At 41.0% G+C, this 15643-nt stretch carries 20 protein-coding genes; 1 reads left to right on the top strand and 19 read right to left on the bottom strand.

The window, feature by feature from the left end; genetic code table 11:
• The 18 genes from AC6I9F_RS07770 to ccrZ form a co-directional block, all read right to left on the bottom strand.
• On the bottom strand, positions 1–396 hold the full coding sequence (locus tag AC6I9F_RS07770; protein ID WP_000038635.1) for a helix-hairpin-helix domain-containing protein: 396 nt from the start codon (positions 394–396) through the stop codon (positions 1–3).
• Between the two features lie 95 nt (positions 397–491).
• On the bottom strand, positions 492–746 hold the full coding sequence (locus tag AC6I9F_RS07775) for a DUF1912 family protein (protein WP_000119706.1): 255 nt from the start codon (positions 744–746) through the stop codon (positions 492–494).
• A gap of 9 nt (positions 747–755) precedes the next feature.
• On the bottom strand, positions 756–2090 hold the full coding sequence (locus tag AC6I9F_RS07780) for a DUF438 domain-containing protein (RefSeq protein WP_498021505.1): 1335 nt from the start codon (positions 2088–2090) through the stop codon (positions 756–758).
• Positions 2090–2323: a DUF1858 domain-containing protein gene (locus AC6I9F_RS07785; protein ID WP_000368739.1), complete on the bottom strand. Its 234-nt coding sequence runs from the start codon at positions 2321–2323 to the stop codon at positions 2090–2092. Before AC6I9F_RS07785 ends, AC6I9F_RS07780 begins: the two co-directional genes overlap by 1 nt.
• A gap of 116 nt (positions 2324–2439) precedes the next feature.
• Complete coding sequence (locus AC6I9F_RS07790) at positions 2440–2592, bottom strand: hypothetical protein (protein ID WP_000668202.1); 153 nt, start codon at positions 2590–2592, stop codon at positions 2440–2442.
• The gene (locus tag AC6I9F_RS07795; RefSeq protein ID WP_498021507.1) at positions 2589–2771 is read right to left on the bottom strand and encodes a hypothetical protein; all 183 of its coding nucleotides are present in this window, start codon (positions 2769–2771) and stop codon (positions 2589–2591) included. The genes AC6I9F_RS07790 and AC6I9F_RS07795 overlap by 4 nt, the downstream gene beginning before the upstream one ends.
• A 1-nt stretch (position 2772) precedes the next feature.
• Positions 2773–3552, bottom strand: coding sequence for a hypothetical protein (locus AC6I9F_RS07800; RefSeq protein ID WP_498021509.1), 780 nt, complete (start codon positions 3550–3552; stop codon positions 2773–2775).
• A 266-nt stretch (positions 3553–3818) separates the two neighbouring features.
• On the bottom strand, positions 3819–4928 hold the full coding sequence (locus AC6I9F_RS07805) for an SPFH domain-containing protein (protein ID WP_498021510.1): 1110 nt from the start codon (positions 4926–4928) through the stop codon (positions 3819–3821).
• Positions 4929–4940: 12 nt separating this feature from the next.
• A complete protein-coding gene (locus AC6I9F_RS07810; RefSeq protein ID WP_000386258.1) occupies positions 4941–5498 on the bottom strand; it encodes a C1 domain-containing protein in 558 nt (185 codons plus the stop codon).
• Positions 5499–5518: 20 nt separating this feature from the next.
• Complete coding sequence (locus AC6I9F_RS07815) at positions 5519–6022, bottom strand: hypothetical protein (RefSeq protein ID WP_173277947.1); 504 nt, start codon at positions 6020–6022, stop codon at positions 5519–5521.
• 173 nt (positions 6023–6195) lie between these two features.
• Positions 6196–6546 carry a 30S ribosome-binding factor RbfA gene (gene rbfA / locus AC6I9F_RS07820; protein WP_001273601.1) on the bottom strand — a complete coding sequence of 117 codons (351 nt, stop codon included), beginning with the start codon at positions 6544–6546 and terminating at the stop codon, positions 6196–6198.
• Between the two features lie 250 nt (positions 6547–6796).
• A complete protein-coding gene (infB, locus tag AC6I9F_RS07825; protein ID WP_498021513.1) occupies positions 6797–9691 on the bottom strand; it encodes a translation initiation factor IF-2 in 2895 nt (964 codons plus the stop codon).
• A 16-nt stretch (positions 9692–9707) separates the two neighbouring features.
• Positions 9708–10007, bottom strand: coding sequence for a YlxQ-related RNA-binding protein (locus tag AC6I9F_RS07830; protein ID WP_016399195.1), 300 nt, complete (start codon positions 10005–10007; stop codon positions 9708–9710).
• Positions 10000–10293: an RNase P modulator RnpM gene (rnpM, locus tag AC6I9F_RS07835; protein ID WP_000857562.1), complete on the bottom strand. Its 294-nt coding sequence runs from the start codon at positions 10291–10293 to the stop codon at positions 10000–10002. The genes AC6I9F_RS07830 and rnpM overlap by 8 nt, the downstream gene beginning before the upstream one ends.
• 21 nt (positions 10294–10314) lie before the next feature.
• Positions 10315–11451 carry a transcription termination factor NusA gene (nusA, locus tag AC6I9F_RS07840; RefSeq protein WP_000032274.1) on the bottom strand — a complete coding sequence of 379 codons (1137 nt, stop codon included), beginning with the start codon at positions 11449–11451 and terminating at the stop codon, positions 10315–10317.
• Positions 11452–11494: 43 nt separating this feature from the next.
• A complete protein-coding gene (gene rimP / locus AC6I9F_RS07845) occupies positions 11495–11974 on the bottom strand; it encodes a ribosome maturation factor RimP (protein WP_082888105.1) in 480 nt (159 codons plus the stop codon).
• A gap of 125 nt (positions 11975–12099) precedes the next feature.
• Positions 12100–12735 (bottom strand): tRNA (guanosine(46)-N7)-methyltransferase TrmB, encoded by a 636-nt coding sequence (gene trmB, locus AC6I9F_RS07850; RefSeq protein ID WP_001266103.1) that lies wholly within the window; start codon positions 12733–12735, stop codon positions 12100–12102.
• Positions 12732–13526, bottom strand: a complete 795-nt coding sequence (gene ccrZ, locus AC6I9F_RS07855) for a cell cycle regulator CcrZ (protein ID WP_498021527.1) — start codon at positions 13524–13526, stop codon at positions 12732–12734. The genes trmB and ccrZ overlap by 4 nt, the downstream gene beginning before the upstream one ends.
• 206 nt (positions 13527–13732) lie before the next feature.
• Between ccrZ and AC6I9F_RS07860 the strand changes: the two genes are divergently transcribed.
• A complete protein-coding gene (locus AC6I9F_RS07860; RefSeq protein WP_000160552.1) occupies positions 13733–14899 on the top strand; it encodes an IS30 family transposase in 1167 nt (388 codons plus the stop codon).
• A gap of 141 nt (positions 14900–15040) precedes the next feature.
• Here the strand turns inward: AC6I9F_RS07860 and AC6I9F_RS07865 are convergent, their stop codons facing one another.
• Positions 15041–15625 (bottom strand): CPBP family intramembrane glutamic endopeptidase, encoded by a 585-nt coding sequence (locus AC6I9F_RS07865; protein ID WP_498021529.1) that lies wholly within the window; start codon positions 15623–15625, stop codon positions 15041–15043.
• Positions 15626–15643 lie beyond the last annotated feature (18 nt).

Raw genomic sequence — 15643 nt, forward strand, 5'->3', positions numbered from 1 at the left:
TTACTTGAACTTGATGCCATTTTCCTTCAATTTCTTGATTGTAGCTGGGCCGATTCCTTTCAAGGCAAGGAGTTCTTTTTCAGTCCAGTTTTTGAAATCTGACGCAGACTTGATTCCTTCATCATAGAAAGTCTTAGCACGGTCAAGTGGAAGTCCACCCAAGTTTGCTGCAAAATCTTCTACAGAATTGGCTACTTTTTGAGCTTGCTCTTTGGTAGCTTCCACTGCTTGTTCAACCTTTTTAGAAACAGCCTTACCAGCTTGGCTCGCTGACTGCTCTGCACGTTTCACGACTTTTTTTGTCTCTTCTACAACCTTAGTCACAGTACTTGAAAAGGCACCTGCACGACGGAGGCTATTTCGTAATTGTTTTTTACGATTGAGTTTCTTTGACATGATAAAATCCTTTCAATAAAAAATCCCTGCTCTGACAAGGATTTAATATAAATATTCTATCAAGATTTTAGTAAAAAATCAAGAATCTTTCTCGTTTAATAATTTCGCTCACCAAACAAGCCATCTGGCAAATCATGGAATCCCTTGCCTGCTTTGAAGTTTTCAAACTTACCAAGCAAGAACTGATAAGCATCCAAGCGGCTTTCATAGCGAATCATGGCATCTTTGGCACGCTCATCTTGGTCTTCTTCGTAGACTTTTTGGCTTTCCTTGTGTGCCATGTCGTTGATCATGATTTGGGTATTGACCCAGGCTTCAAATTCCTTCATAAATTCTTGTTCGTAACTCATTTTTTCTCCTTATTCTAATCCACGGAAATAGTCCGTATCAATCTCACGGTAGGGCTGGATATCCTGAACGTATTCCAGTACACCTTGGAATTCTCCGTTTTCATCGTGCACTGCTGCGTAAGTGATGTGGACAAACTTGCCTCGTGACTCAGATTTGAACCACATTTCATACTTGTCTTTACTTCCCTCACGAAGCCCCTTCATGATGGTCTTGACCTTGTCCAAGTACTTAGGTGGATGGCAGAGTTCGACATTCCGTCCAACTTGGGACGGTGTCCGTTTGAAAATCATCTCATCAGCTGGCGTATTGTCATTGTAATACTGGAAAATGTCGTCTTTATTGACAAAGGTAATCTCCATAGGGAGGTGATTGAGGATGAGATTGGCCTGCTCGACTGAGAGATAACCATTGCCAAAAGCCTGTTGACTATGGCGATCCAACACCGCTTCCTTTTCCTTAGGAGTAAAGGTAATAGTAAACTGTCCTTCTGGTGTATCGATAACTTGCTGAACTTGCCCCTCTGCCGTGTCTAGTTGTACAGGCTCCTCTTCGCTCTTTTCCTCAACAAAACTCTGTCTTTCTGGCACCCATTTCTCAGACGGACGGATGATAGCATAACCATAAGCATCACTCTCCTCTGCAATCTGAAGCCAGTCATCCTGAGTAAAGGACTCAAGGAGAATCATGAGGAGGATGGACTCTTCCTTGAAAATCATACTTTCAAACTCTGTCGCAAAGGCTTCAAAATCTTCTTTTACACTGCGAGTCGGCACTTCTGGTAGTGACTTGGCTGTCGCTAGAGCTGTCTGAAAGAGCTCCCTGATCTGGTCATCCACTCCCCACATGACCTTAGGAGGTGAATCGTGACCATAACGCTCCATGATGGGGAAAAAGAGCTCTTCCTTGCGCTGGTAGTGGATGTCAAATTGCCCCAACAGCCCCATTTGACGGACCAAGCCCTTGCGCATCTCTGCCAGCATTTCCTCGTCTTCCATAGACTCATAAGTATCTAACAATCTACGAATGCGAATCAAGGCAGCGCGGAGAGCCAGATTTTCATCCTTGAAGACCCGAACTGGGTGACCTGGGTGCTCGGTATCTGCAACTTCGACACCCTTAACAGCATTTTTAAAAAGATTGGCATGGACATCACAGAGTTCCATAACATCTTCAAAGGTGACACCTGAGTCTGAGTTCATCAGCTCGTGCTCCATGAGAGAAATCTCGATGGCTGAGACACCCGCAAAGGTCGCATCAAAGCGCTCCTGAACCGACTCAGGAGAGGCGCCATTGTGCAATTCTAACAAAATATCCCGTAGGATATGAATCCGTTCATCTGCCATTAGTCTAATCCAATCACTTCGTAGCCATTGGCTTCCAACGTGCGGACAATCTTGTCCATAGGGGTTCCTTCAAGCTTAGAACCCTGTTTGAGCGATACTTTGCGACCAACAGTATTACGCATCAAGGGATTGGCAAGGGGTTTAAATCCAAGCTCAACTAAGATTTCCAAGACTTCTGGATGCTTGTCCACCACTTCTGCAACAGGAATTGACACATCGATGATATTGTCCATAACGACCTCCATTGTATGTTCTAAAATGATTTTACTGCTTATATTATACCATATGGAAAGAGATTAAAAAACTAGCAGTGGAGTTCCTGCTAGTTCTCTGCGACTTGGATTACCATCTAGATAAGTTTAAAGAGCCAATCCAATATTTTAAATAATAGCTTGTAAAACAGCAATTGGACTGCAAAAGAGATGATCATCCAAAAGAATTTCACAATTCCAATAATCGGTTTGATAAAAAGAATAGCAAGAAGTCCCCAGAAAAATTTCATTCTCTCTCCTCTGGCTTGATGAGCCACCGAGCCGTATCTATTAGCTTGTCTGCAATAAAAAGTTTTCCCAGATCGACAACAGCGTGGTCATCTTTCTTTATCGTTTTCATTACTTTTACACCTTGCATGGTCAAAAAGTAATTCCCATAAGTTTTAGCTAGAATTTTTATGAGTCCCATATTACTCTCCTTCGATGATTTCAGCCTCTTTTCGGATTGTTTCAACATCTTCTTGATATTGAACTTCACTATAGTTGATTAGTTTAGACAATTCTTTCTGCAAGCTTTCCCCCATCGGTTTCATAGTTGCAAAGGTTAAACCACCTGAAATGATACCTCCCAAGATAGGTATGAATTTCCCCATTCCTTTGGCCAACCCTCCCTTGGTCAGATTCACACCAAATATTTTTAAGACTTTTTTCAAAATAGGGTACCAAAGCGTCTTTGTTAAAGCTTTATTAGGTACTGTTTTCATTACCTGTTTGGCAATTGTTATACCACCAGCACGTAGCAAGGCAGCGGTTCCATTTACCCCCAACATGACGCCTAGATAAAGCAAGAGGGTATTTTGAGCATCTTCACTCAACTCCTCGCGTGAAGCCCAAAGATCCTCATAACCATAAATATAACCTAATTCTTGAGCCAATTTCAGAGAGAAACCATAAAATTGAGCCACATCAGCTGGAATGGTAATTGCCATAGCAATCCCTCCAGGTAATCCTGCCAAAACAGAGGTTCCACTCGCTAATAAAACATTATCCCTAATACAGGCATTAGCCACTCGATCTAAGGTTTCTTGAGATAAGAGAGACGTTGGACCTTGTTCTAATAAGGTAGGAATGTCCTGTGGATCCAATTCTTTGGAAAACTTATCCACTAAAAATTTCGAACGTTCAACCTTAACAACTGGTAGTTTTACCACTTGTTGTAATACTTGCATAGCTAACTCTTGTTCAGCCATATACAAACTCCTTTTACTTCTGTAAGTTATATTCTATGATAGCATACTCTTTTAAAGTATGTTTCAAATCCCCCTCAAAAATTTTCAAAAAATCCTTAGCAACTTATTTGTTTTGTTAAAGATTTTTAATAGTCTTTGTAGAGACAGCTAGAATATTCCACTCCTACCTTTACAACATGATATTCTATCTGTGAACGATAGTCTATTATTGTTTCACCTAAAATGTTCCTTGAATACACACTAACTATGAACTTTCGAGCTTCATCTTATAAATCCATAATTTCTTTTTTCTTTCGATCAAATTCTTCCTGAGATAATATCCCTGCATCCAAAAGAGATTTTAGTTTTGTAAGTGCCTCTATTTGCTCATCTAATGATAGACTTGGTTTCATGGCTTTTTCATCTAAACTTTGAGCCATATTCATTCCAAATATCATTCCAGCACTATCACCTAGACCATGTTGCTCCACTCCTGATGCAATTTTTTGTTGTGCTGCAATATTAGAAGATTTCTGCGATACATCATCATAAGCTTTTAAATTCATCTTATTTGATGAAAATTGTTTAACCAATTCCTTAGATTCTGGTGAGAACTCAATATTAGCAATGGCAACTTTTACAATCTCAAATCCAAAACGTTCTTTCCAAGTCCCTGCATACTGTCCATCATTCGATACTTGGGTTGCAAGAACTGCAGCTTGTGAGGGTAATTGTGAAATACGATAAGTTGTTGACAAAGAATTAAGTGCAACAATAAAAGATTGAAGAAACTCTGTTACTATTTGTGATCTAGCTTGAGCGCTATCAAAGGTATAATAAGTCACATTGGCAGGAAGAAAGTTTCTGATAAATTGCTTAGCATCTGTAATTTGGATAGAAAATGTTCCAAAAGCACGTACTTCTAAATCTGTCCCATAAAACAAATCATTATACATGACTGGACCACGAGTCCCAAATTTAATATCACGAATTTCTCTCAAATTAACAAAACAAATCTGTTTTTGCTGATCACTTTGACCACCGAATCCAACACGATTAACAACATTGTCAAACAGTGACTTTTTCAATCCATCACCGTTAAAAACACTGCTCTCACCATTTTGGTATTCATATCCACCTGGTTCTGTAATAATTTCCTCGATACCAGACTGACTAAAGATAAAGGCAGCAGTATTTTCTGGAATAAAAATCTTGGATCCGTTGGAAATAACACCTACAGATCCCTTCGTATTGACACCCCTACCATTATTACTTTCTTGAACAATACCTGGACTTACAGCTGTATGTTCATCAAAAGCTTGAACTGTGATAATTTCTTTCCACTGATCTGCAAATGTCCCACCAATAGAATCTGTGATGGCTTTTATCAACCCCATTTAATTGCCCCCTTATAAACTCTGCTCCATATCACAATAGGCACATCTTACTGTTTGCTTCACTTGACCTGACAAAGGTGCTCCACAAAAGCTACACTTGGTTGAAATCTTTTCTGGCTCTGCATCCTTAATCCCAAGCCCTGCTTTAAAAGTGTCAAATGTATCCTTAAATGTTTCTGCCAAAACATCTGCTCCAAACAAGCTACTATCCCCCAAGGTTTCAAAATTACTTGTATCCCCTGAAATCAATTTAATAATGTTTCTAGCCCACTTGTCAGTATCCTTAGTATTATTAAATGCAAAGATAGCTTGTCCGCCATTATAATAAATTTCCAGCCGTTTCACACCATTGGTTTTGGTTACTGAAACTTGAGGTTTCCCTTCAAAAATTTTAATCTGGTTAATGGGTATGGTAACTTGGTCTTTTTTTCCTCCCCACAAACCTTTTTTGATATATATTAAATGTAGATTCGTTAAAATTAATTCATCTGTAGACAAACCATTTTTCCCAAAACTCACATGGTCACTATTCATAACCATATATTCATGTGGCAATAATTGATAATCCATATTGAACTCCACTCTTCCTATTACAGACTAGCTTTCCACTGCTCCACTTGTTCATGTAGATTATCACGATAATCTTTTAGAGTCTTAATCACTTCTTCTTTCCCTTGAATCGGTGCTTTCTTTAGTGGACCATATTGTTTTTTCAAATCTTCCATTTCTTTTTTAGTGCTATCTTTTAGTTCTTGGATAGCAGCGCTATCTTCTAAAACAGTCCCTTTAAAGGCTTCATCTGCTTCTGTATAGTAATTATCGATTATTTTCTCATTCATAATCAAGTAATCTTCATAGGTTTTTATAGACTCAATTGTCGTATCGCTAACATCTTGTGGGTTGAAATCGCTTGAACTGAGTTTTTCTTTTGCTTTAGCAAACAATCCTTTCTTTTCAGAACTACTAGATGAAGTTTCTGTTTGATTCTCACTAGAAGAGCTACTTGTTTTTTCAGAAAGAGAACTACAAGCAACTAGAGTAGAGACGGAAAGACATAGCAAAGCTAAACGACAAACTTTTTTTATATTATTCATTGATAGAATCTCCTTTTATTTATGAAATCATCATATCATATTTCCTAAAAAAAAAAAAGCATTTTCTGATTAGCTAACATTAAAAAATACAGAATCCCTTTTTTAAAAGAATATTTTTCCATTTCAAATTCCACCTATTTTCCCCACCAAAAAAAGAGGGTTGCCCCTCTTCTTTAGTTCTTATCCAGATTGCGTAGCATTTCGTCAATCTTGTTCCCATATTCGATGGATTCGTCTTTGACGAAGGTCAAATCTGGGATTTTGTACAATTTCAAATTGCGACCAAGTTCACGTTTGATAGTCCCAGTTGCTTTTTCAAGCCCGATTTGAGCTTTTTGATTATCTGAAGCAAGGTTACTCAAAATGGTGTAGTAAACCTTGGCAACAGACAAGTCACCTAGCATCTGAACATCTGTGATGGTCACACCTTGGACACGCGGATCACGGACTTTCTTTTGCAAAATCTCATTGACTTCACGCTTGATTTCCATGCCCACACGATCCGTACGGAAATGATTTGCCATGATATTCCTTTCTCTACTTTGAACCAAAAGCTAGGCCAGCAGACCTAGCTATTTTTAAATTTCTTGATTTTCATTTCAAATTGGAACGAAGTTCAATTTGAAATCATCTGCTTCTTTCGCCGTGGTGAAAGTGATGGAACTGATTGATCAGTCCCATCACAGTGGATTTTTGAGACTCTAGGCTCAAAAATAAGCAATGAAACCATCGGTTTGCTTGCGTCCCTCACCACCTAAGAAAGGAGCAAAAATCTTATCGTTTGATTTCTTCCATGACATAGGCCTCAATCACATCATCCATCTTGATATCATTGTAGCCATCGATCATCAATCCACCTTCACGGCCGTTTGTAACTTCCTTAACGTCGTCTTTGTAGTGTTTCAAGCTTGCGAGTTCGCCGTCATAGATAACGACACCGTCACGGATAACACGGACTTTAGAGTCACGGGTAACCTTACCGTTGATAACCATGAATCCACCGATAGTTCCCACTTTAGATACCTTGAAGGTTTCACGAATAACTGCTTCACCGATAACTTTTTCTTCAAATTCTGGATCAAGCATCCCTTTCATGGCTTCTTCCATCTCTTCGATAACCTTGTAGATAATACTGTGGAGACGGATTTCAACATCATCAGCTTCTGCTTGTTGACGAGCTTGTGGTGTAGGGCGTACGTTGAAACCAACGATAAAGGCATTTGAAGCTTCGGCAAGGGTCACGTCAGATTCGTTGATAGCACCGACCGCTGAGTGGACGATAGTAACTTTAACACCTTCCACGTCGATCTTTTGAAGTGAGGCAGAAAGGGCTTCAACAGAACCTTGTACGTCTGCCTTGATGATGACGTTAACAGACTTAAGTTCACCAGCTTTGAGGGTATCAAAGAGGTTTTCAAGGCTGACACGTTGGGTAGCTTGACGTTGTTTCATAAGGGCACGTTTGGCACGCTCTTCACCTGCTGCACGCGCAGATTTTTCATCTTCGTAAACAGCAAAGTGGTCACCCGCCATCGGTGCTTCGTTCAAACCTGTAATTGAAACTGGTGTTGATGGCCCTGCAACCTTAACACGACGACCAAGGTCATTGGTCATGGCACGGACACGACCGAAGGTATTTCCGACAACGATTGGGTCTTGAACATTCAAGGTACCTTGTTGAACAAGAAGGGTTGCGACCGCACCTTTTCCTTTATCCAAGCGAGCTTCGATAACTGTACCGATCGCACGAACTGTTGGGTCTGCCTTGAGTTCTTGGATTTCAGCTACAAGAAGGACTGTTTCCAACAATTCTTCGATGTTTTGGTTGAATTTAGCCGAGATTTCAACAAATTCAGAATCTCCACCCCAAGCAGTTGACATAACTCCATGCTCTGCCAATTCACCGATAACGCGTTCTGGGTTGGCACCCGGTTTATCAATCTTGTTGATGGCTACGATGATTGGAACGTTAGCCGCTTTTGAGTGGTTAATAGCTTCGATTGTCTGAGGCATAACACCGTCATCCGCCGCTACGACCAAGATAGTAATATCGGTAACAGAAGCACCACGCGCACGCATTGATGTAAAGGCCGCGTGTCCTGGTGTATCAAGGAAGGTAATCTTCTTGCCATTTTCAACGATTTGGTAGGCACCGATATGCTGAGTAATACCACCTGCTTCACCTGTCGCAACACGAGAATTACGAAGGGTATCCAATAGGGTTGTTTTACCGTGATCAACGTGTCCCATGATGGTTACAACTGGTGGACGCTCTACCAATTCATCTTCATTGAGATAACCATCTTCAACAAAGAAACGTTCGATGTCAGCATTATCCACTTCAACCTTTTGTTTGGCTTCGATACCATAATCCACCATGAGGAGTTCAATGGTTTCCCCATCCAAGGATTGGTTTTGTGTGGCCATGACACCCATCATAAAGAGTTTCTTAACGATTTCAGCTGGTTCACGTTTGATACGTTTTGCGATTTCCGCAACCGTCATACCATCTGTATATTCAAATTCTGTTGGCAATTCATGGAATTTACGCTCTGTAACAGGTTTTGGAACCTGATTACGGTTGTTCTTGTTATTGCCTTTTTTATTCTTTTTGTTGTTATTCCAGTTACTATTCTTTTGATTTCTCACTTGATTTTGACTACTTCGATTCTTTTGTTGTTTTCTAGGACCATCTTCTTCGTGATCATAATCGTCACGATTTTTGTCTGGTCGAGCTTGTTTTTTACGACGTGTATCCACTGCAGGTTCTTTTTTCTCAGGGACGACTTCAACCACTGCTTGAACTTGCTGTGCTTGTTGCGCTTGTTGCGCTTGTTCAGCTAACTTAGCCGCTTCTTCAAAGATTTCCTCTGGTTCCTTGCGTTTGTTAGCTTGAGCCAAGGCTTCTTTAGCAGCCTGATACTGCTTGAAGCGTTCCTCACTTGAACGTGCGTACTCTGCATTTTGCTCTGCTTTTAGGGCTGCTGCACGGGCTTTAAAGTCAACACGTGGAGCCGCTTGATTTGGACGTTTGTCCTCTTGCTGACGGCGCTCATTTCTACGATTTTGCTGACCTTGCTGTTTCTTAGCTTGGTCATTAAAGCGACGATTGTCGCGGTTGCCTTGAGCTTGTTTCCCACCATTACGACCGTCGTTTTTCTGACGGTTGCCGTTTTGTTGTTGGTCACGGTTATTGCCTTTATTTTGCTTGCGTCGTTCTGCCTGCTCTTTAGCACGTGCTTCACGCTCAGCCTTGAAATTACGACTTTGCGGTTTAGCCACTACTTTTTCTGCCTTCGGAGCGACTGCCTCAGCTGGTTTTGCCTCTTCCTTGGCTACAGCTGGTTTTACTGGTTCAGACTTTTCGGCTTTCTTTTCTGCACTTGCTTTTGGGGCTGCTGGTTTTACCTCTTCCTTAGCTACAGCTGATTTAGCTGGCTCAGATTTTTCGGTTTTCTTTTCTGCACTTACTTTTGGTGCTGCAGGTTTTGCTTCTACTTTCGGAGCAGCTGCAGGCTTAAAGCTAGCAGCAATTTTTGCAGCGACAGCTTCTTCCACACTTGATGAGTGGCTTTTCACATCCAAGCCCAACTCTTTTGCACGCGCTACAACTTCTTTACTTTCTTTTCCAAGCTCTTTTGCGATTTCGTACAATCTTTTCTTAGACAAATCATGTCCTCCTCTTCTATTCCATAAGAGACCTCATTTTCTTTGTAAATCCAGCATCTGTTACAGCCAAAACCTTTCTCGATTTTCCGACTGCTATGCTTAATTCCAGTGTTGAAAACACGGTTACAATTTCTACTTGATAATAATGACTTTTATCTTGAATCTTCTTGGTCAGATTGGGTCCAGCATCATGGGCTAGAAAGACCAACTGGGCCTTGCCGTCTTGAATGGCCTTAACCACCAATTCCTCACCCGATATGATCCGCCCTGCTCGCTGAGCAAGCCCCAAGAGATTGCTTATCTTTTGCTTATTCAAGTCCTAACTCTCTTCTTTTCACTTTGTGATCCACATAAGCGATCAACTCGTCATAAAAGCTTTCTTCCACTTCCATGCTAAAGCTGCGGTTAAAGACCTTCTTCTTTTTCGCCTCTAGGGCTTCTGCGTTGTCTAGCTTGATATAAGCGCCACGGCCATTGGCCTTGCCTGTCGGATCGATAAATACTTGTCCTTCTTTGTTTTTGACAATGCGGAGCAAATCCCGCTTATCAATCACTTCATTGGACACAACAGACTTGCGCAAAGGGATTTTTCTCGTTTTCATCTTTCCCTCCTCTAGCAGCTTTTATTCTTCTACAGTATCGTTTTCTGCTTCCAAATCTACCGAACCAGCTTCTTCCATGGCTTCAAATTCGCTAGCAGACTTGATATCGATACGGTAACCAGTCAAGTGAGCCGCCAAGCGAACATTTTGCCCACGACGACCGATAGCAAGAGAAAGCTTGTTATCAGGAACAACCACCAAGGCACGTTTGCTGTCGTTTTCGTCAAAGATAACTTGGTCAACCTCTGCAGGAGCGATGGCATTGTAAATAAATTCAGCTGGATCTGCTACCCACTCGATAACGTCGATGTTTTCTTCGATTGGTACCATACGGTCATTTTTGGCATCGTAACGAGCTGGGTGGAATTTGCTAGTGATTTTCTTGATATTGGCTCCACCGCGTCCAACGATTGTACCGATAGCATCCACGTTTGGATTATGACTGCGAACGGCAACCTTGGTACGGTCACCAGCTTCACGAGCCACGCTCATGATTTCAACAGTTCCGTCATAAACTTCTGGAATTTCTTGCTCCATCAAGCGTTTGATCATTTCTGGATGGCTACGGCTAACAAAGACGTTGACACCACGAGGGTTGTCTTCAACCTTGTAAACATAGACTTCGATACGATCATGAGAAGCAAAAACTTCACCAGGGATTTGGTCTTGTTTTGACAATTGGGCTTCGATGCTGCCAAGGTTGACATAGATAAAGCGGTTGTCAAAGCGTTCTACAGTACCAGACATGATTTCTTGTTCATGCTCTTTGTAAGTATTGTAAGTGATGGCACGTGTTTGCTTGCGCATTTTTTCCATAATGGTTTGTTTGGCAGATTGGGCTGCTACACGACCAAACTCAGCAGGTGCTTCTTCAAACTTGATTTTATCACCAAGTTCATAGGCTGAATTAATGGCAAGAGCATCTTTCAAACTGATTTCCAAACGGCTATCAAATACTTCATCAACCACTTCACGGACAGTATAGACTGTAAAGTCACCTGTTTTTTCGTTAAAGTCAATAGCTACGCTGTCTGATTGACCATAGCGTCTGCGATAAGCGGAACGAAGCGACTCTACTACTGCGTCGATGATATCTTCTTTTTTGATTCCCTTGTCTTCTTCCAAAATGCGGAAGGCCTCTAGCATTTCTTTACTCATGTTTTCTTCACTTTTGAATCCTCAAAAGCTATCCTTTCTTTTTCTATAATTTAACTGCTAAACGTGCTTTTGATACTAAACTGTATGGAATTTGGACAGTTTTCTTACGCGTCTTGTCCATATATTCCATGGTCAACTCGTCCTCTTCAAAGGACAACAAGGTTCCTTCAAAGACCTTTTGCTTATCGATGGCTTGATAGAGCCCGACATGGATGTATTTCCCAACCGCTCCAGCAACTGCATCCTTGGTTTTCAAAGGACGTTCCAAGCCTGGACTTGTGATTTCTAGGAAATATTGTTCTGGGAAGGGATCCGGCTTGATAGTATCTAGGACAGGACTGATTATTTCTGTCAAGTCCGCTGTGTCGTTCAAGGTAATTCCTTCAGGTTTATCTACAAAAATACTGAGAATCATGTCACTGCCAATCTTTCCATACTCGATATCCACGAGTTCGAAAGGAGCTTCTATGACAGGTTCTACAACTTCTCTGACTAATTCTACGATTGTTGCGATTGCGTCCACCTCCTCATAAGCAAGAGGCGAAGATATTTCCCCGCCTCACTTTTCATATTCTTACTCTTAGTATAGCACGTTTGCCAACTTATGTAAAGCAAAAGCACTTATACAACCTGATTTCAGGCTATTTCTTAAAATTCTGCCTCAACTCGGTAGATAACTTGCCCCTTGTTGGAGAATTTTTGCTCGTATTCTGTCATGACATTGCCTTCAAAATCACTAGCATGTAAATCAAGCCAGACGCCGTTGAGCTTCATGCCATACTGAGAAAAGCTCACTAAACTGTACTCAAACAAGCCACGGTTGTCCGTCTTGAAATGAATTTCTCCATTTTCAGGCAAGATACGCTTGAAGGTATCCAAGAAGGTCTTGTAGGTCAAACGACGCTTTTCATGGCGTTTTTTCGGCCATGGATCTGAAAAGTTCAGATACAAACGATCAATCTCACCGTCTTCAAAGTAGTCAGTCAAGTCAGAACCATCTACCCACAAAAGCTTAATATTAGGTACTCCAACTTCAAGTACCTTGTCCAAAGCGTAGCTCAAAACAGACTTTTGAATATCAATCCCGATATAGTTGATATCAGGATTTTGTTTGGCCATACCTGAAACAAAGGCACCCTTTCCACTTCCAACTTCCACATGAATGGGATTATCATTGCCAAACAAGTTCCGCCATTTCCCCTTGGCTTCCAAGGGATTGAGGACCACATACTGGGGATTTGCCTCTAGTAATTCTGTTGCCCCTTTACGATTTCTAACTCTCATCTTCTCTTTCCATACTTGTCTCGGAAGTGACGCAAGCCATGAATCTCCCGATTAACATTTTCTAAATCTTGGTTCATATAATACTTGGAAATCTGGCTCAAATAAGACAATTGACCGTACCAATACAATTTACTTAATACCGTTTGATTGTACTTATAACCGTAGTAGGTCAGCCATTCCTTCCACTGATGTTCTGGAATATAATGGCAGAGCATATGGGCCACATCAAACATGCGGTCGGTCAAGCGAACCGAATCCCAATCTACCAAATAAATCAAGCCACTGTCTGTCTCAATCCAATTACTATGTCGTACATCTCCATGGACAATGGTCGCATAGTCCTCTCTAAATCCTGGAATAGTCTGACGTAAATCAGCCATCACTTCACTGATAAAATGATTTTTACGCAAAGCGTCTGGAGCCATCTCTTGCCAAGACTGTAGTAAATCTACAGGTGTTTCCATGGCATAGCCCAACCGACTCAACTGTGTCATCAACGGACGTGAGCGATGAAGGCGGGTTAAAATATTGACGATTTGTTTACGATTCATATCATAGGGGGTCAATATCTTGCCTGTCAACCATTCTTGAGCACACATATCACGCCCATCTGCCAAACGGCGACTCCATAATAATTGTGGAGCAATTTGTTCTCTAGCTAGACCAGGTAGGATTGGAGAGGTGTTCATTTTTACAAAGATGCGCTTCCCATCAGGATAGCTACCCATATAAGCCTTGCCACTTTTCCCAGGTATGGGAGTCAGTGTTAGCTCATTATCACCCAAATCCATTTCTTTCCTCCGTATAAAGTTTCCTTACTATTCTACTAGTTTTTGGCCTATTCGTCAACCGCTCCACACCCGATTCTAAAAGAAAAGCCTCTGGTGTAACTTCTCAAAGTAACTTCCACTTGCCTGACCAAAGTGGAAATTAGTCTAAAACGGATTTTTATGGTGGAATTAAGTGTGAGACGTTTGAGTTAGAAACGAGGTCTACTATGACAAAACATAAACACCTTACCCTTTCAGACCGTAATGATATCCAATTAGGTTTAGAGCGCAGTGAAACCTTCAAAGCTATTGGACAATCCATTCTAAAAGACCCGACTACTGTTTCTAAAGAAGTCAAACGAAACAGACAAGTCCGAGAGTCTACATGCCATAACCTTCCTTGCCCTCTACTCGACAAAGCTCCCTTTGTCTGTAACGGCTGCCCTAAAAGAAGACAGAATTGTGGCTATAAGAAGATCTTCTACCTCGCTAAGCAAGCTCAAAAACAATACGAACAAACTCTTGGCGAAGCTCGTGAAGGAACTCCCCTCAATTCCAAGACCTTCTGGGACATGGACAAAGTCATTTCTGATGGGGTTAAAAAAGGACAACACATCTATCATATTCTCAAAACTCATAACCTTGATGTCAGCTCCTCAACTGTCTATCGACACATCCGAAAAGGGTACCTATCTATCGCTCCGATTGATCTTGCCAGAGCCGTTAAATTCAAAGAAAGACGAAAAAGTAAGCTACCTTCCATCCCTAAAGAAGCTAAAAAAGGCCGTTCCTATGAGGATTTCCAAAACTATTTAGCACTGAATCAACTAGACTCTTGGCTGGAAATGGACACAGTTATGGGGAGAATGGGAGGTAAAGTCCTACTCACCTTCAATCTATCTTTCTGTAACTTTATCTTCGCTAGACTTCTGGATAATAAAACTGCCCTTGAGGTTACCAAACATCTCTATGACATCAAGAACACTCTTCACCAAGCGGACAAAGATTTCTTCCAACTCTTCCCTGTCATTCTTACCGATAATGGTGGAGAGTTTGCCAGGGTTGATGACATCGAAATGGATGTGCGAGGAGAGAGTAAACTCTTCTTTTGTGACCCTAATCGCTCTGACCAGAAAGGGAGAATTGAGAAAAATCACACGCTGATTCGCGACATTCTACCTAAAGGAACTTCTTTTGACAATTTAACTCAAGAGGACATCAATCTCGTCTGCTCTCATGTCAACAGCGTCAAACGTGCTGCTTTGAATGGAAAGTCAGCTTATGAACTCTTTGCCTTTACTTATGGAGAAGAAATTCCTAAGCTTCTCGGTATTTCTAAAATACCTGCAGAAGACGTCTGTCAGTCTTCTAAATTACTCCAACATAAGTTCTAAAAACTAACCTAAAACCCTATTCAAACGTCTCACACTAACTTCCACCATAGCGGAACTTAATCTGAAACGCTTTCAGATAAGAGGATTTTGTGCGCTCTTTTTTTCGATTCATTTTGGCTACAAAAGCAATAAAATCAAGCATTAGTAAAACATGTGAACTAGAGTAGAAACCCATAGGTTTTGGCTCTTTTTATAAGCAAAGCCCAGCAACAAGCCCCCAAGTAGATAAAAAATAAACGAAGGGACATTAGAAGGTCCATGCATGAAAGAAAAGAGAGAGGAAGTTAGCACAAGCCCTAACCAAGAGTTGTCAAAAACCGCACCTTGAAGAAGTCCTCTGAAAATGAGTTCCTCCTGGATTGGTCCAAAAACTGAGGTAATCAAAATCAAAGACAGGGAAATTCCTCTGCTGACTTCCGCCAAGTGTTGAACTCCTGCGCCAGAAGAAATAGCGAAGAAATGAATATAAACCAACGTCTCAAGCACACTTAGAAGAAAGATTACAATGAAAAGTAAAAGTTGTTTCTTGCTTAACATCCCAAAAGAAATCATTTCAAACTTTCTAGCATAAGCAACACTCACCAAAGTTACAAGAAGACTTACAATAATCAGTGCAGGCTCATTTTGAAAAAAATCCCCATGGTTAATCGTATAAGGAACTGTAATGACAATTATTAGTACTAAAAATCCAAAACAAAAGGCATGAAATTGATCAAAAAACTCCATAAAACTATCCTCCTCACC

This window comes from Streptococcus nakanonensis (assembly GCF_059738785.1).

Coding starts and splice junctions, on each gene's coding strand:
- AC6I9F_RS07770 (WP_000038635.1), bottom strand. CDS start 396: ATGTCAAAGAAACTCAATCGTAAAAAACAATTACGAAATAGCCTCCGT.
- AC6I9F_RS07775 (WP_000119706.1), bottom strand. CDS start 746: ATGAGTTACGAACAAGAATTTATGAAGGAATTTGAAGCCTGGGTCAAT.
- AC6I9F_RS07780 (WP_498021505.1), bottom strand. CDS start 2,090: ATGGCAGATGAACGGATTCATATCCTACGGGATATTTTGTTAGAATTG.
- AC6I9F_RS07785 (WP_000368739.1), bottom strand. CDS start 2,323: ATGGACAATATCATCGATGTGTCAATTCCTGTTGCAGAAGTGGTGGAC.
- AC6I9F_RS07790 (WP_000668202.1), bottom strand. CDS start 2,592: ATGAAATTTTTCTGGGGACTTCTTGCTATTCTTTTTATCAAACCGATT.
- AC6I9F_RS07795 (WP_498021507.1), bottom strand. CDS start 2,771: ATGGGACTCATAAAAATTCTAGCTAAAACTTATGGGAATTACTTTTTG.
- AC6I9F_RS07800 (WP_498021509.1), bottom strand. CDS start 3,552: ATGGCTGAACAAGAGTTAGCTATGCAAGTATTACAACAAGTGGTAAAA.
- AC6I9F_RS07805 (WP_498021510.1), bottom strand. CDS start 4,928: ATGGGGTTGATAAAAGCCATCACAGATTCTATTGGTGGGACATTTGCA.
- AC6I9F_RS07810 (WP_000386258.1), bottom strand. CDS start 5,498: ATGGATTATCAATTATTGCCACATGAATATATGGTTATGAATAGTGAC.
- AC6I9F_RS07815 (WP_173277947.1), bottom strand. CDS start 6,022: ATGAATAATATAAAAAAAGTTTGTCGTTTAGCTTTGCTATGTCTTTCC.
- rbfA (WP_001273601.1), bottom strand. CDS start 6,546: ATGGCAAATCATTTCCGTACGGATCGTGTGGGCATGGAAATCAAGCGT.
- rnpM (WP_000857562.1), bottom strand. CDS start 10,293: ATGAAAACGAGAAAAATCCCTTTGCGCAAGTCTGTTGTGTCCAATGAA.
- nusA (WP_000032274.1), bottom strand. CDS start 11,451: ATGAGTAAAGAAATGCTAGAGGCCTTCCGCATTTTGGAAGAAGACAAG.
- trmB (WP_001266103.1), bottom strand. CDS start 12,735: ATGAGAGTTAGAAATCGTAAAGGGGCAACAGAATTACTAGAGGCAAAT.
- ccrZ (WP_498021527.1), bottom strand. CDS start 13,526: ATGGATTTGGGTGATAATGAGCTAACACTGACTCCCATACCTGGGAAA.
- AC6I9F_RS07860 (WP_000160552.1), top strand. CDS start 13,733: ATGACAAAACATAAACACCTTACCCTTTCAGACCGTAATGATATCCAA.
- AC6I9F_RS07865 (WP_498021529.1), bottom strand. CDS start 15,625: ATGGAGTTTTTTGATCAATTTCATGCCTTTTGTTTTGGATTTTTAGTA.